Source organism: Pseudoalteromonas luteoviolacea NCIMB 1942, assembly GCF_001625595.1.
Classification (GTDB): Bacteria; Pseudomonadota; Gammaproteobacteria; order Enterobacterales; family Alteromonadaceae; genus Pseudoalteromonas; species Pseudoalteromonas luteoviolacea_A.
In genome coordinates this window covers 13,761-28,804 of sequence record NZ_AUXT01000200.1, presented here as the reverse complement: position 1 = coordinate 28,804, position 15,044 = coordinate 13,761, and the positions used below count along the sequence as shown (strand labels likewise).

Annotated in this window: 13 protein-coding genes and 2 pseudogenes; 7 read left to right on the top strand and 8 right to left on the bottom strand. The window is 40.8% G+C overall.

The annotated features are described in order from the left end of the window. The 4 genes and pseudogenes from N482_RS25765 to N482_RS20025 all read left to right on the top strand — a co-directional run. Positions 1-223 (top strand): annotated as a pseudogene (locus N482_RS25765) (IS4 family transposase); the annotation flags it as partial. A 980-nt stretch (positions 224-1,203) separates the two neighbouring features. Further along, entirely contained in the window at positions 1,204-1,977 is a 774-nt protein-coding gene (locus N482_RS20035) for a metalloregulator ArsR/SmtB family transcription factor (protein WP_063378747.1), read from the top strand. 10 nt (positions 1,978-1,987) lie between these two features. Continuing rightward, a pseudogene (arsB, locus tag N482_RS20030) lies at positions 1,988-2,975 on the top strand (ACR3 family arsenite efflux transporter). A 21-nt stretch (positions 2,976-2,996) separates the two neighbouring features. Next, the gene (locus N482_RS20025; RefSeq protein WP_063378746.1) at positions 2,997-3,485 is read left to right on the top strand and encodes a dual specificity protein phosphatase family protein; all 489 of its coding nucleotides are present in this window, start codon (positions 2,997-2,999) and stop codon (positions 3,483-3,485) included. A 28-nt stretch (positions 3,486-3,513) separates the two neighbouring features. On the opposite strand, the gene N482_RS20020 is transcribed toward N482_RS20025, so the two are convergent. Then, positions 3,514-4,401 carry a LysR family transcriptional regulator gene (locus N482_RS20020; protein WP_196765362.1) on the bottom strand — a complete coding sequence of 296 codons (888 nt, stop codon included), beginning with the start codon at positions 4,399-4,401 and terminating at the stop codon, positions 3,514-3,516. Between the two features lie 102 nt (positions 4,402-4,503). Here N482_RS20020 and N482_RS20015 point away from each other — a divergent pair, with 102 nt between their 5' ends. Continuing rightward, positions 4,504-5,607 (top strand): FAD-dependent oxidoreductase, encoded by a 1,104-nt coding sequence (locus N482_RS20015; RefSeq protein ID WP_063378745.1) that lies wholly within the window; start codon positions 4,504-4,506, stop codon positions 5,605-5,607. Positions 5,608-5,799: 192 nt separating this feature from the next. Further along, the gene (locus tag N482_RS20010; protein ID WP_063378744.1) at positions 5,800-6,786 is read left to right on the top strand and encodes a hypothetical protein; all 987 of its coding nucleotides are present in this window, start codon (positions 5,800-5,802) and stop codon (positions 6,784-6,786) included. Between the two features lie 287 nt (positions 6,787-7,073). Here the strand turns inward: N482_RS20010 and N482_RS20005 are convergent, their stop codons facing one another. The 6 genes from N482_RS20005 to N482_RS19980 all read right to left on the bottom strand — a co-directional run bounded on the left by N482_RS20005 (position 7,074) and on the right by N482_RS19980 (position 13,107). Next, positions 7,074-7,343 carry a TolB family protein gene (locus N482_RS20005; protein WP_063378743.1) on the bottom strand — a complete coding sequence of 90 codons (270 nt, stop codon included), beginning with the start codon at positions 7,341-7,343 and terminating at the stop codon, positions 7,074-7,076. Between the two features lie 17 nt (positions 7,344-7,360). Then, positions 7,361-7,777: a TolB family protein gene (locus N482_RS20000; protein WP_063378742.1), complete on the bottom strand. Its 417-nt coding sequence runs from the start codon at positions 7,775-7,777 to the stop codon at positions 7,361-7,363. 369 nt (positions 7,778-8,146) lie between these two features. Then, on the bottom strand, positions 8,147-9,328 hold the full coding sequence (locus N482_RS19995; protein ID WP_063378741.1) for a response regulator: 1,182 nt from the start codon (positions 9,326-9,328) through the stop codon (positions 8,147-8,149). Beyond that, positions 9,315-9,671, bottom strand: coding sequence for an Hpt domain-containing protein (locus N482_RS19990; protein WP_063378740.1), 357 nt, complete (start codon positions 9,669-9,671; stop codon positions 9,315-9,317). The genes N482_RS19995 and N482_RS19990 overlap by 14 nt, the downstream gene beginning before the upstream one ends. Beyond that, positions 9,655-12,267, bottom strand: coding sequence for a PAS domain-containing hybrid sensor histidine kinase/response regulator (locus N482_RS19985; RefSeq protein ID WP_063378739.1), 2,613 nt, complete (start codon positions 12,265-12,267; stop codon positions 9,655-9,657). The genes N482_RS19990 and N482_RS19985 overlap by 17 nt, the downstream gene beginning before the upstream one ends. Before the next feature lie 597 nt (positions 12,268-12,864). After that, positions 12,865-13,107, bottom strand: coding sequence for a hypothetical protein (locus N482_RS19980; protein ID WP_063378738.1), 243 nt, complete (start codon positions 13,105-13,107; stop codon positions 12,865-12,867). Positions 13,108-13,120: 13 nt separating this feature from the next. On the opposite strand from N482_RS19980, the gene N482_RS19975 reads away from it, so the two are divergent. Beyond that, a complete protein-coding gene (locus N482_RS19975) occupies positions 13,121-13,399 on the top strand; it encodes a hypothetical protein (RefSeq protein WP_196765361.1) in 279 nt (92 codons plus the stop codon). A 453-nt stretch (positions 13,400-13,852) separates the two neighbouring features. On the opposite strand, the gene N482_RS19965 is transcribed toward N482_RS19975, so the two are convergent. Further along, positions 13,853-14,902 (bottom strand): Kelch repeat-containing protein, encoded by a 1,050-nt coding sequence (locus tag N482_RS19965; protein WP_063378735.1) that lies wholly within the window; start codon positions 14,900-14,902, stop codon positions 13,853-13,855. Positions 14,903-15,044 lie beyond the last annotated feature (142 nt).

The window sequence follows — 15,044 nt, the reverse complement described above, 5'->3', positions numbered from 1 at the left end:
GCGCTTCAAAGTGTTGCTACTTAATCGGAGCGTTTTCTCAGTGGCTTTTGGATTGCAATATCAATATCAAGCCAATTCAGTCAAGTCTCGGAATGTATTATCGTGCCAATTTATCGGCATACGGGCATTTAAAGACAGGCGCTTAAAACTGACGAAATCAGACAGGTTAGAGGGTTTAGCTAAATTGAAAATACTAATGGCAGACCCACAAGCATGCTACTAGTTTTGTGGGGATCCCTCAGGTTCAGATGCACCTTAACCAAATTTGCTAAGGGATCCCCAAAAATAATCATTAAATTTCAATTACATCACTTACATCCATACTTTTCCAGTTGAATTGCGTTACTACCCGCTTGAAATAGATTAGCCCATCCCAGTAGTCTCGCCGTCACAGTTTAAAAGACTGTTTTTTGAAGTATCGCAATCCAACACATGCCCATGAAACCACTCACTTTTGGTCTCGAAACCCTGCCTCTATCTGCATTCTCATGCCATATAGCTTGAGCACTTTTTCGAGAAAGTTGTATCTTTTTGGAAGAGAAGAAACAAGCAGCTAGGAGCCAGGGCTCCTTATAACCGAGCTTCTTATCCCGCTTTAATAACTTATGCCCCTTGTCAGCTAACATCGCATGGATTTGATATTTTGCACTTTTGGTCAGTTCTGTCGCGCCAAGGTACTGGCTATTACGTCGATTACTTTTGAATAGTGACTGGCATGAGATAAAGCCGTCGCTATAGCAAAGTCCCTAATTTGGTTGAGTCTATTGCTGGTGTTCATAAAGCGATTTATCTGCCATGGGGCCAGCCGGATGTTTGAATGTGCCATCTCGACGTTTAATGCGAACAAGTCAGCATACTGGTGGTTAGATAACTTACTGGACAGCTTTGATTTATAAAGCCCCCAACGAAAACTAAAGCAAATATTTAGGACTCTAGCGACAACATGCCAACGGCAACAAGTCAACAAGGGCTCTAAAACTAGCCGATTTTGTATAGGGAATGAGTCCCTCTGTGTGGCTTAAGAACTAAGCTATGAATAACTTATAAAAACGATGCTGTTATGTATAAAGATATTAATATGCAAACTGTTTTACTAGTCGGTACACCAAAACACATAATGCCAAAAACTACTTGCGAGCAGTACATAACAAAGTTAGTATATAATAAATTTGTTATGTACTAACTTTTGATAGAGGCGTTGATGTGAAAGTTTTGTTTTTGTGTACAGAAAATTCAGCGAGATCTCTCATGGCTGAGGTGCTTTTAAAGCACCATGGTAAAGGGAAATACGAAGTGTATAGTGCGGGTGCAGAGCCTAGCGGTGTGGACTCTCGTACCCTAGCTGCTATTGAACACTTTGGGCTCAGTGCTGAAGGGGTGAAGTCGAAGCACATAGACGAATTTGCTAACATGCATTTTGATTACGTGATCACTTTATGCCATAGCGCGTCTAAAGAATGTGAAGGTCGTGTCAATGGTCTAAACTGCCTAGCATGGGATATCAACGAACCTAAATCTCGTCAGTGTGACAACCCCTTCGAAAAAACCTTACAAGAAATCAATGAAAAAATTCAAACCCTGTTAATTGAGCAATCATCACAAAAACCAGCAGCGATGTCTGCCTCAGTAACACCAACGGCATTTTACAAAGCATTAGCAGATGAAACTCGACTAAAAGCCCTGCTCATCATTGCTGTCGAGAAAGAGGCGTGTGTTTGTGAGCTGATGACCGCTTTAAACGAGCCTAGCCAACCTAAGGTATCTCGTCATTTGGCCCAATTAAGAAAAACGGGTATTTTGTCCGACAGAAAGTATCACCAATGGGTGTTCTACTCTCTTAATCACACATTGCCTGAATGGATGAAACACACCATTACATCAACTGTCATCAATGAGCCCCACTTCATAGAGCAAGAACTGGCTCGGCTTACAGCAATGGGTGACCGCCCGACCCGTTTTTCTAATTTGTGCAGTTAAGAGTCTTTTAATGGGCATATTTGAACGATATTTATCTGTCTGGGTCGCGATACCCACCTTTGTTTGAGCTGGTCGCCTCGTTAACTGTGGCAAAGGTAAATTTGGTAGTCGCGCTGTTTATATGGGTGATGATCTACCCAATGATGGTGCAAATTGACTTTTCAACAATTAAAGAAGTGGGTAAAAACCCTCACGGCTTGATACTTACCGTAGTAATTAACTGGCTGGTAAAGCCATTTACCATGGCCGCGCTTGGTTGGTTATTTTTTGAATGGATCTTTGCCAGTTATGTATCCGTGGAAACAGCTCAAGAATATATCGCGGGTATGATTTTATTGGGTGTAGCCCCCTGTACAGCCATGGTATTCGTATGGTCCCAATTAACTAAAGGTGATGCAAACTATACCTTGGTGCAAGTATCCGTGAATGACGTGATCATGATATTTGCTTTCGCCCCCATTACGGGTTTGCTTCTAGGCGTATCAGACATCCAAGTACCGTGGAATACACTATTTATCTCTGTCGTTCTTTACGTGCTGCTACCGCTTGTCGCAGGTATTTACACCCGGAAAAGACTAAATAGCTCAGGCAAACATGAAGAAGCGATCAATGAATTATTAGCCAAACTCAAACCCTTTTCTGTCATTGGTTTACTTGCAACAGTTGTTTTACTGTTCGGTTTTCAAGCCAATACGATTATTTCACAGCCACTAAATATCGTCCTTATTGCAATCCCTTTAATTTTGCAAACTTACGGCATTTTCTTGATTGCTTATTTTGCTGCACTCAAACTAAAGCTAAAACATAATATTGCTGCTCCTGCTTGTTTGATAGGCACTTCGAATTTTTTTGAATTAGCAGTCGCAGTCGCAATTTCTTTGTTTGGTTTGCACTCAGGTGCAGCACTGGCAACTGTGGTAGGTGTATTAGTAGAAGTGCCTGTCATGTTATCGCTGGTTGCTATCGTGAACAAAACTAAGCATTGGTTTAACCCCTAATTTTTTGATTGAGAGATCTATATGCAAACTCACCCTTTTGACAAATTAACGCTGGATGATGGGACAACGTTTATCTTTACGCCCTGCCCAGGCACAAAGGAAATCGCTCTGGAAGCTTCAGTGAATCACTTGAAAGAAGCGGGTGCACAAGCATTAGTCACATTGATGTTCGACACCGAGATGCAAAAAAACAACGCAGAAAGGCTGCCTGCTGCCTGCGAAAAATTGGGTGTGCAATGGTTTCAGTTACCTCTACCAGACGATGATGCACCTAATGCCGACTTTACAAACGCTTACCAAACCAATGTCGCTTCGATTATGTCGATATTGGAGCAAAAAGGCACAATTGCCGTACATTGCAAAGGAGGTTCAGGTCGAACTGGGTTAGTCATCGGCCTATTCATGAAACAGCTTGGTTATGACAAGTCCCAAATCATAACCAAAGTACAACAGATCAGACCAAAAGCTTTAAAACACCCTACACAATTGGCGTTTTTTAACGCCTTTTAGCCCCGAATAACAGTGAGTGTGTATACACTCACTCTAACTTTTTAATGGCGTGCTGCATGTGTTCAATAAAGCGCTTTACTTTTATAGGTAAATGCTTTGTACCTGAGTAAAACGCGTTTAAAACCAAGTCTTCGGGCTCATCGTTTATGCTCACTTTAATCAGTTTTCCAGATTCAAGCTCAGCCTGACAGGCATGCAACGGAAGTAAAGCAAAACCAATCCCCCTCAAAGCGGCTGATTTAGCCATATGACCACTGTTCACTCTAAATCGTGAATGCACGTTTAGCGTAGTATTACTTTTAAATCGCCAAGGTAGACCCTGCATAACAGAATGTGTTGTGATACAAGGCTGCTTACCTAGCGCCTCAAGCGTATTAATCTCTTCATTCTCATTGAGTAACTGAGGCGCCGCAACGACGCAGCTTGGCCAGCGAATAACTTCCTTTGCGATCCACCCTGAGTCTTCCAGTTGCCCTCGGTTAAAAGTCATCACAACATCAAAACCATCCAATAGCCCTTCTTTAGGGTTTAGCTGCGTATCACAGCTCAATTGAAGCTGTGGGTGGTTTGCGGCAAATTCGGCAATAATATCAGCCATAAAAGGTAAATCAGGCGTGATTACTCTCAAATGACCTGCCACTGTCTCACCACCAAGTTTGGCAACTTCCAGCGCTTCCTCAATTGCTATTAAATTTGGCGTTAAAGATTCAAACAGCAAAGTACCCGCAATGGTTGGGTGCATTCTTCGTGTCGTACGCTCTATTAGGCGCACATTTAACTGGGCTTCTAATTGCGCTAGGTGTCGACTTACGTTGGAGGTAGGTAAATGTAGCTTTTCAGCAGCTAACTTAATGCTGTTGTTTGCAAATATCGCTTTAAAGCTCACTAACCATTTTATTTCTATGTCTTCAAGCACTCAAACTATCTCACAATGTGGGATTATAAAACCCAAAATAGCATATTTATCCCATTTTTGGTGTTTGTAATAATTTGACCAACAATCAAAAGAGGACCAAGTATGAAAGATAAAATCGCCATTGTTGGTGCTGGTATTGCGGGGCTAGCACTCGCAATTTTAGCAACCGAGCAAGGCCATAATGTCACCGTATACGAAAAAAATAGTGCAATATCCAACTTAGGGGCTGGGATCACTTTATGGCCAAATGCGATGTTTGTGATAAGCCAAATGGGTTTACTAGAAGATGTTAAACGCGTAAGTGGTATGCCACTTTCTTTACACAGCATTGATAAGTATGGCAATACACAGTCGATGATGAATATAGAGCTATTAAATCAAGAATGTGGCTATCCCAGCATCGCTATTTTGCGCAAAGAACTGATGCAGATATTTTATCAAAAAGCATTGAAATTAGGCGTTAGCATAAAATTTCAACATTCAGTAAACCCGCTATTATTACAGCAAATGAAATCACAATTTGACTTAATAGTAGGTGCGGATGGCAGGATGTACTCTACAACTCGGCAATTATTGTTTGATGAACGCCCCCAACCTCAATATCAAGGCTTTATTAATATTGTCGGAATTAGCCAATTAGATTGTCAGCTTACTCCATTCATTAAAGAGTACCGCGGTAATGGCCAGCGTTTTGGCATAGTGCCAGTGCATTCTGGTTGGTGCTACTGGGCTGCGGCGTGGCGAGAATCGTTAGCCTGTAAACAGTCATCCCGTGACTGGGGTCATGAGCTAGAACATCGTTTCGAAGATTGGCCACCGGACATTAAAAATATGATTAAGAAACAAAAAGCTGAAAAGATTAAACCCATTTATTTGTATGACCTTGACCCACTCCCCTATTGGCATCAGGAAAACATATTGTTAATTGGGGACGCCGCTCATGCTTCTTTACCAACATCAGGTCAAGGTGCATGTCAGGCATTAGAAGATGCTTGGCATTTGGTGACTGTTTTAACCAATTATGCTTCGCTAGACCAAGCTCTTAACGCTTTTTATCAGCAACGGATAGCAAAAGCCACAGCAGCTCAAAACGCAGGGAGACATGTTGCTTCACAAGTCTTTTCTTCTGAAAGCATTACTGTCGTAAATAGTACTTTACCCAACGTAAAGCAACTTACCCAGCTATGGATGTATGGGCTATCCTGACCATTAATTCACATCAGCCAAGCTCACAGTAGCACGAGTGAATAAAGTCAAAGCACACAATTGAAGTGTCCGTTAACCTAACAAAATAGATGGTGTGCTTGTTTTAAATAATAAAGGCTTCCAGTTGTGAAACGGTCAAACTAACGTAATCTATAAAGTAACCACTATAACTCCTCCAAAAAGAAATCGAATATGGAAATATTTTCAGTCATTGTGGCGGTATCACTCACTATGTTTTTGTTCTCCTCGCTGAGTTCCATGCTAGTGGAATTAATAAATCGCCGATTAAATACTCGCAGTCGGAAGTTAAATGACATGCTGCATACATTTTATGAAGAAGAGCTCAAACCATACGCAAAAAATGAAGAACAAGGAGCTGCCGATAAATTTGTACGGGATATTGATAAAAAAGATAGCAAAGAACAAATCAGTACTTTGGACTTTATGCGCAGCCTCGCACAAACAGATATCGGCTACCGGATCTACAATAATATTGAAAAAGATGCGCAGTATTTTTTTGACGATATTGCATATAGATTTGAAGAGTTTGGGGAGCGATATAGCGAATACTACCGACAACACGCCAGAAGGATGAACATTTGGGTGTCCATTTTCTTGGCTTTTGCTATGAATATCAACCTCATTACTATTGTTGATTCACTTCAGTATCGCAATGGCGTTAGTGAAGCGTTCGTACAAAAAGCAGTATCAATAGTAAATGAGCAGCCGAACACAACTAATATAGCAAACTTTCAATCAGTATTAGCGGAAATAAACAGCTTAAGAGTCCCTTATGGATGGCCAAAGCAGCCCTTTATAAACAATCAAGCAAAACCATTTGATCTAGGCGCATATATCATTGCATTTAGAGACTCAATCTTTATGGGGGTCGGGCAGTTTGGTTTAGGTTGGCTAATTTGGATAGTAACCACCCTTATCACAGGCATGCTTATTGGGCTGGGTTCCCCTTTTTGGTTTGATGTTTTAAAGCGGCTGTTCTCATTTAGCAAAGTGGCGAATTTAATGTTTTCTGCAAACAAAAATATCGCTAAAGATAATCAACCGAAACATCGTGCACCTGAGCCATGGGAAGTATTTGAGCGCAGCATACAGGCTAAAGAAGCACAACAATCGCTGCTAGCAAAAATAAACACTACCAACAGTGCAGATAATACTTAATACAACAATGTTCAGCATGAGAAACCTCTTATATAGACGCCCCGCTATCTTAACGACTCAACCGAGTAGGATGAAAGAGCAAACCCTTAACCACTTTAAAGTTACTGTTGGCAGAAATCAGCCTCTCCCTGTCAACAGTATAATCTTCTCGCTAGTTGCCAAAATAGTTTGTGCTTAATGCGGCTTAAATAAACACCATTATTTTTATCGATTAGCTTGAATGAGTTTTTCAAGGGTTTGCCGGTCTAAGTTACTGAAACTGCTGATTTGAGTGCCGTTATCGAGTATTATTTGCTTAGAGCTGCCATCTCGCTCCATTTTAAATACATCAAAAAAACACGCCTATTATCTGAAACAAAGAAAAGGTGCTTACCGTCGGCTGACCAAGTAGAATCGCCATCCCAGGCCGTATTAAATGTCATGCGATTGTGGTTATTTCCATCAATGTCCATGGTGTAGACTTCCTGATTACCATCACGGTTAGACAAGTACACAATTTGAGTGCCGTCGGGAGACAGGCTTGGGGCTAAGTTATCTGTGCTGTCATTGATCAACATAACTAGGTCGCTGCCATCTAAGTTTGCAACCGCAATTTTTCTTGGCCTGATGCTTGTATGAAACAAAATTTTAGTATTGCTAATAAAACTAGCCCCCCATGCAGCGCTTGATGTCGTATTTGCTCACTACAGTCCCGCTTCATTGTCCAGAGTTCTCCTTGCCACTCACCCTGATCATTTTTGTACTCTCGCGTAAACAAAATTATTTCTCCATCTGCTAACCAAGGCGGAGCACTGTCCCACACATTTTTTGTGTCAGTGAGTCGCTTTAAGTTAGACCTATTTATATCAACAACGTGAATCGACCAAGTTTTAAAATTATCGTACTTACCATAAAAAGCGATGTGCTTTGCATTTGGAGAAATCTCTGGGTAGCCATCGGCTCTCGTTACGTCGATGACTTTCAATCGCTGCGGACCTTGTTCATCACTCAAGTAAATATAGCGATTTTTTGACTTTTAAGAAGAATAAACGACTTTATAAGGCGTCATATTCGTGTTTTGTGTGACTTGGCAACCTCCGAGATAAATTTTATTATTTTTATACATCTCCTACGTGTAGTAACTATATTGTACACTTTGAACAGAATAATTACGTAAAACTAAACTAACCCGCAGTGTAATTTCAGTCCTAGTGTATCAATAACGTATTAGTGATATTACCCTCCTGAAAAGAAAAAATTAAATAAATTTATATCAATGAGTTAAAATCAAACCATCAGCAACACGTAGAGGCCCACGGCATAATACAGGCAGCGCTACAGCAATATCTCTTCCCCTTATTTTAACTTCGACGAATATTGCTTAATTGCCAATTGCCTTGTTTACAACAGCGAGGATTTCTTGCTTTGTTGAAGGTTTCAAAATATACCCATCAAGGCCATGCTCTGCCCACTTTTTCACTAGCTGCTTGTTTTTATTTCCCGTTAAGGCGACAACCGGCGTCTTAATATTTTTCCCTACATTTCTGATGTGTTTTGTCGTATTTAAGCCATCAAGGTTTGGCAGAAATAAGTCCATGACAATAAGATCATATTGAGTGAGTTTAATCTTTTTAATCGCTGCCAAACCATCATCTACTTGCTCAATTTCATACCCTACATTCGTCAATACATCACTTATCATTTCGCGATAAATATGGTTGTCTTCGACTAGCAAAATTGATTGTTGATTTGTCGAGGTATCCAAAAACCCATCACTCGACACCGCACTTTGTAATTCAGAAACCTGCTTTTCTTTGATGGGTTGCTGGAGCTGCTTCATTAATAAACTATTTAAATCTTGAGATTGTTTTAACCCATCAACTAACCCTAATAACTTGCTTGATAAAGACTCTTCTAAGGCACTTAAGAGCGGTTGAATATGGGACTCATTCAATTCTGAAAAGAGCTCCTTATGCATACTGTCGGGCAGTTTTTCGAGGATCTCTTGGTTTATTGTATTGACCTCGTCGCGACTTTTACTGATCTCTTCAACAACGGAAGCTTTATAACTAAGCCCCATTTCAATCAAAGAGTTAAGCTCTTCATTTTGATTTTGTACAATGCTATCTAACGATTCTATATAACTATCAGAGTCAGTGAATTGCTTTAGCCCTTCATAGACAATGAGCTGTAAACGAAATTTTTCATATAGAGGCTGGTAAACAAAATAACTGTCAAAGAGGTTTTTCAAACAACATTTAAACGCCAACCCCGACTCTTTATTGCTACATAGTAAAACGCTGTAATGGTTTTTGACCAAGCGCTTTTCCTTTATCAACATATTGTAAAGACAGATACTTTTTTTCACATCTGATAAAGCGAACAAAATCACTTTGGGTGCTAATTGTTCAATGTCATCCAGTGCTGTTTTTCTCACTAACAAACACCTAAAGTCGTTTGTTTGCTCAGAGATAAGTTGCGTTACTCCTTGAACGTCATCCTCTCTGTGAGTTAACACTAAAACTGCAGGATGGCGTTTTGCAATTCGGTTAATGCTCACCATTGGTTAGCTCCTTTTTAATTGCAATAAACTCCCCATTTAATTTGATGATGATTTGTTTTATTGCAGACTTATTTTTTGTCAGGCTGTAGCGCTCGATTGTCTCTAAAAAGTAGGCACTGCGCTCTGCGCCCACAGCCCTTGCAGACGTTTTAAGGAAATGGGCCTGACTCTTTAACTCTCCGAAATCATTGATATTAAAAGACTGAACAATGGTTTTTAGCACGGTTGCTGCCTGCGCCAAAAACTCAGCATGAAATTTTCGAATTTTGTCCGGTTCATCACCTACCAAGTCAATAATAGTGTTACGATTTAGCGTCTTTAGTTCATCAGGCTGAGTGCTCATACCAACGCTCCATAATCAGCTTTATGTCTGTCAGTCTCACCGGTTTACATAAAAAGTCATTCATACCAATGGACGTGCATATATCTTTCTCTCCTTGCATTACTGCGCCAGTAACAGCAATGATAGGTACAGGGGTTTGCTCACTTTTGGCTTCTTCTGTGCGAATTTGTTTGGTCATTTCATAGCCATCAACTTCGGGCATATGGCAATCAGTTAAAATCAGTTTGTAATGATGACTATGCCAATAATTAAAGCCTTCAGCGCCATTACTAGCCACATCACAATGAAACCCCAACTTTTCTAGCTGATTCTTTATCAAATTTTGATTAAACGGGTTGTCTTCAACTAAAAGAATGTCATGGATGCAAATATCTTTTTCAACAGATTGCTCTTGAGGTTCAGCTTCAAATGCAAAGTCATCCATACTCAATTGCTCTTGCTGTTGAGCTTGGATTTGCAAACCTAGCTGGTGTGCGGTCATTGGCTGGTTTGGATAAATGGCTAATTGAGCAAAAGACAAGTTAAACTGACTATGTAATGAGGAGTCGGTATAAACAATTAGATTGCGAAGAAGTTCAAGTTGAGGTAACCAAAATTGCACTGTCTCTATTTCACATGACAACACCAAATGCTGGGAGGCTGCGGACTCAATACTAACTTCTCCACCGCTTTCAAGTTCAATCAATGTTACGTCATAAAGAGATTGGGCAAGCGTGAGTAAATGTGCATTATCGAATGAAAGCTGGCCAATTATATAACAGGTTAGTGGTACTTTTGCAGGTTCATCACGTTCACTGGTATCTAACCAAAATGGCGCTTTGATAGTAAAAGCACTGCCCTTGTGCAGCGCGCTTTCAACAATTATTTGACCACCCAAAAGGTCAATTAGCTTGCCACAGATTGAAAGGCCCAACCCTGTACCACCAAACTTTCTAGTCGTAGATTTTTCAGCTTGTGTGAAAGGGGTAAATAGCTTATTGATGGTCTCTTTGCTCATACCTACGCCAGTATCAGCGATACGAATCGTAATCTCCCCTTGATATATATTAAGCTGCTTGAATTGTGCATTGAGTGTAATTCTTTTTTGCTCTAAACCTTCGGTATTTGTGAATTTAATGGCATTGCCAAGTATATTGAGCAAAATTTGTCTAAACCGGTTTTCGTCACCTTTAAGAGGTTGTAGTAGTTTAAGATCCTCATAAACATATAAACTTATTCCCTTTTCTCTTGCCGAAGCACTGAATGTGCAAACCACATCTGACAGCAGTATCGGCAAATCAAACACCACAGTTTCCAACTCTAGTTTGCCAGCTTCAATTTTGTTCAAATCTAGTAAATCATTCAAAATAGTGATCAGGTGGTTTGCTGATGTCGATGCCGTATAAACAAGGCCCTTTGACTCATTTGCAAGCGAGCAGTGGGTTAACAAATCCAACGCACCAATAATGCCATTGAGCGGAGTACGCAATTCATGGCTAATCATCGACAAAAACTCTGACTTAATTTTGTTTGCGCGCTCTGCTTTTTGCAGTGTCTTATGCAGCTCTGCGGTGCGATCATTAACGCGAGTTTCAAGCTCTGTATTGAGCTCTTTCAAGGCTTGCTGCGCTTTGTGAATTTCGGTTTGATCAATACACACACCGTCTATTCTGCAATGCTCTCCTTTATAGTTTTTACCAACCCGCCCCTGAGCAAAAACATAGATCACATCGCCATTTTTCAAAATACTCCGATAATGCTGCTTAAACTCGACACCTGTCTTTAAGCTTTCATCCAATGCAGCTAACACTTTGGGCCTATCTTCGGGGTGCAATAGCTCAACCCATTTATTTAAATCACCAATGTCTTTAGGTTCTAATTTGAATATGGTGTTGGCCAGCATATCCCATTTCCAGTGCCACAAATTGCCGGACTTAGTGGCACGCCAGGTGCCTATTTTTCCTGCTTCGATTGCTAATTGCTTACTTTCATCGGCATCATTGAGCGCGATAACCGTATTTTTTTCAATTGTGCAATCTTGTAATGTTCCATTTATCCATTGCAACGCGCCGTGTTTCGCAAGGCTACCCTTAAGCGCAAACCAACGTTTTTGACCTGCACTTTTGAGCCTAAACTCAAATTGCAAGGGCACACTAAATTGGGCATGATTTTCAAAGAAAAGCGGAAATAACGCGCGGTCATCCTTGTGTACCAAGCATAAAAGTTGACGCCAGGTAACTTGTACTCCCTTTGCTATCCCCAAAAATTGCTTTGTAATATCAGAAAGGTATACATACTTTGATTCTAAGTTGTATCGCCACAAGCCAATATTGGCACTGTTGATGGCATCCGCTAAAAAGCTCCCTTCATCAAAAACAGTGTTACTTTTTTGCAGCACAAAAGAATAGCCGTTCGCCGTACTATATTTGTAGAGTTTAAAATAGTGATTTTTGTAGCAGCCAATGGCACTGTCTACTTTATCTAATTCAAGATTAAGGAGTGCCTGAATAGACAACCCTAATACGTCTTTGCAACCTAACAGTTCAACAGCAGCTGGACTTATTGACTTAATGAGTAATGCCTTGTCGGTAACTAGAAAGGGGATGCTGCCTTCCATACACTTCCCTGCTGTAAATTACTGAGTAATTAAAACTAAATATAGCAGCTAAACACCAGATGGCTTGCTTCATTACATTTCGAGTATTCGAATGGAAAGCGCGACCCAGCATAGTAAAGACGAGATAATCGCATTTTCATGACATAACCTATTCACTCTGTGTTGGAATAAGTAACATTTTCCCGAAGATTTAGCCGCTTTGAATTAGGCCATGCCACTTGGTTACGTCGAGTAGAGGCATAGTTGAATAAACAGGTGCTAACTTCCCTTCTTTTAATAGTTCCAACACCCGCTCTAATAATGAGGTCTTCACCAAAGGTGAAATTATTAAAGTAGGTGGCATATATTTCTGAATATGAAATAGTGAGCGCCTTACTAAAGTGATTAATCACTTCAGCCTGCAAATTGGCTTTACCTACACCCGCTAAAAACCCAAAAACAACTAATGTGCCCTAACGTCGCAAGCGCTTCTAAATCCTGCTTTATAATATGCCCAGCTACAGGATTAAAATATAATCGACCCCTTTACCTACCGTGCCCACGCCACCTGTCGATGCATACACTAATGCAACCTTACCTTGTTCCGAACGCACAACATTATGCATGTATATGGTATGCCGCAAAATAAGTAACGGGCATTGCATCGGCTTCTAGCAAGTTTGCCTCATCGTCCAAAACGATTAGCTTGTCTGCATCAACAACAGTGTATTGGGCATACATCGAAGAACCAATTGGGCCTAAATAAGCTACTCTTTGCCCCTTTTTGAGGGCGCTACCATTTTTATCGGAAACGGTTCCACTGTCTTCCTCACCAGATACAAAGGGTAACTCAGGCATCATACCTGGTGGCGTATTGCCTTCTCAAATTACGGTATCAATGAAATTAACTGGCGCCGCTGCAACCTTTACCAATACTTGGTTTTTGGTAAGCATCAGAGTAGGTATTGATTTTCTAGGTGCATGGTTAATCGATTTCGCATCAGAACACCCAGAGTTAAAACTAAATATCTCCCTTTCAAATGACAAAAAGAACCTCATTAAAGAAGATATAGATCTGGCTTTTCGTGTGGGTCCGCGATTAGATTCATCTGCAATAAATAGCATTGCATTTATGGGATATACTTTATTCTGATTGCGCGCACCACGCATATATAGAAAAGCACGGCCTAAACCCAAATAAAGTTACCGCACATCAAAAATTGGGCTTACCTTGTGTAATTGCCTACCCAGTAAAACAGTGGTTATTTGTAGATAAGTCAAGTAATGAAGTGATGCTTTCCCCTCTACTAAGCCTTGTAGTTAATGATTTGGGGCTTGCTTATCATGGTGTACTTACCGGCCAGTATATAGCCATGTTGCTCCACTCAATGATAAAAAGTGATGACCTGCTAAAACTCACAGTTGATACCTTGGCTCCCCGTACCAGAGTAATGTATGCATATTATTTTGGCAAAAAGCATATACAAAGCCAGATAAAACAGCTCGTCGGCTATATAAAAAAAGATTTAATAAAAGCCTTTAATCACCTAATGGCTTGACCACCCACCGATGCCGACACATTATCTAGCAATGTGCTTAAACGCTGTTACTGACTTTGTGTTTCGATAGCTAGCACAGAAGATAGGGTCTCTTGAGGTCCCACTTTTGCTGCACCACCAATGATATATAGTGTATTGTTTAAAGTAACCATGCCGTGACCATGCCTTGGCGTTGGCATATCAGGCAGTGATTCCCACGTATCTTTGGATGGATCATAGGACCATACCTGCTTGAATGCTCGCCCTGCCCGCCAATTGTTATCAGGGCCAAATACCTCTCCGCCTGAAACAATTATCTTATCATCCAACACGCTTGCAGAGAGGCCTCCAGAAGCAATGGGCAGCGGTGCAACCAGCGTCCACGTATCTTTCTTGGTATCGTACACCTCTACATCGCTAACATTTACGTTATCAGCGCCAGCCACGCGGCCCCCAATAACATATATTTTGTCACCAATTACGGCACTGGCTGCTGAATTTCGCACTATCGTTGCAGGTTTTGCTTTGCGCCAGTATGCATTGTTTACCAATACGAAGTGCGCATCACTATCAACATGTTTGCCTGTTTTCTTAGAAATTGTTTTGCCGCCTATCACGTGGATATGTTTCCCCACATTTGCATACACAGATTCCGCCAATGGAATTGGTAAGGACGGGCCTTTTCGCCACTCACGAAATGTACCATCTAACCTAAATACAGAGCTTTGAATTTGCCAAGCATCGCCTTTGTTTCCGGTGAAGCCTCCTATTCCATAAACATAATGTCGGTTACTCACCATACCTAAATGATGCCTCGCTTCAGGTAAAGATGGCTTTTTTTGCCAACGGCCCGTTGGCGGATTCAATAAATACACGCTATCAGTTGGGCCAAGTCCAAAAAATGAAGGCTCTTTGGAAGGCGTGAAGCCACCACCGACTACGATGCGCTCTTTAAAAACTGCTGGATAGACTTCTTGCAATGCGATGGGTAAGGCTGGCGCTTGTCTCCAAATATTGTTATCACTGGTTTGTGATTCATTACTTGGTTGATTAGCAGATACCAAAACACTGACCAGACTCATTACAATCATGGCTAATTTAGCAGTTGAGAAGTGCATTTATGCTCCTTAAGGTTATTCTCAAAGAATGATACCTTTAAAACACACGGTAAGATCATTCTCTTTGTGACAAATCAAAGACTGTCAATCTGTGCTTTAATCAATAACATATCTTTGAACATAGTGGATAAAAATACGTCCA

Bases quoted from the DNA above. Each gene is read 5' to 3' on its own strand.
- N482_RS20025 (WP_063378746.1), top strand. From the start codon at position 2,997: ATGCAAACTCACCCTTTTGACAAATTAACGCTGGATGATGGGACAACG.
- N482_RS20015 (WP_063378745.1), top strand. From the start codon at position 4,504: ATGAAAGATAAAATCGCCATTGTTGGTGCTGGTATTGCGGGGCTAGCA.
- N482_RS20010 (WP_063378744.1), top strand. From the start codon at position 5,800: ATGGAAATATTTTCAGTCATTGTGGCGGTATCACTCACTATGTTTTTG.
- N482_RS20005 (WP_063378743.1), bottom strand. From the start codon at position 7,343: ATGTTGATCAATGACAGCACAGATAACTTAGCCCCAAGCCTGTCTCCC.
- N482_RS19995 (WP_063378741.1), bottom strand. From the start codon at position 9,328: ATGGTGAGCATTAACCGAATTGCAAAACGCCATCCTGCAGTTTTAGTG.
- N482_RS19990 (WP_063378740.1), bottom strand. From the start codon at position 9,671: ATGAGCACTCAGCCTGATGAACTAAAGACGCTAAATCGTAACACTATT.
- N482_RS19985 (WP_063378739.1), bottom strand. From the start codon at position 12,267: ATGGAAGGCAGCATCCCCTTTCTAGTTACCGACAAGGCATTACTCATT.
- N482_RS19980 (WP_063378738.1), bottom strand. From the start codon at position 13,107: ATGATGCCTGAGTTACCCTTTGTATCTGGTGAGGAAGACAGTGGAACC.
- N482_RS19965 (WP_063378735.1), bottom strand. From the start codon at position 14,902: ATGCACTTCTCAACTGCTAAATTAGCCATGATTGTAATGAGTCTGGTC.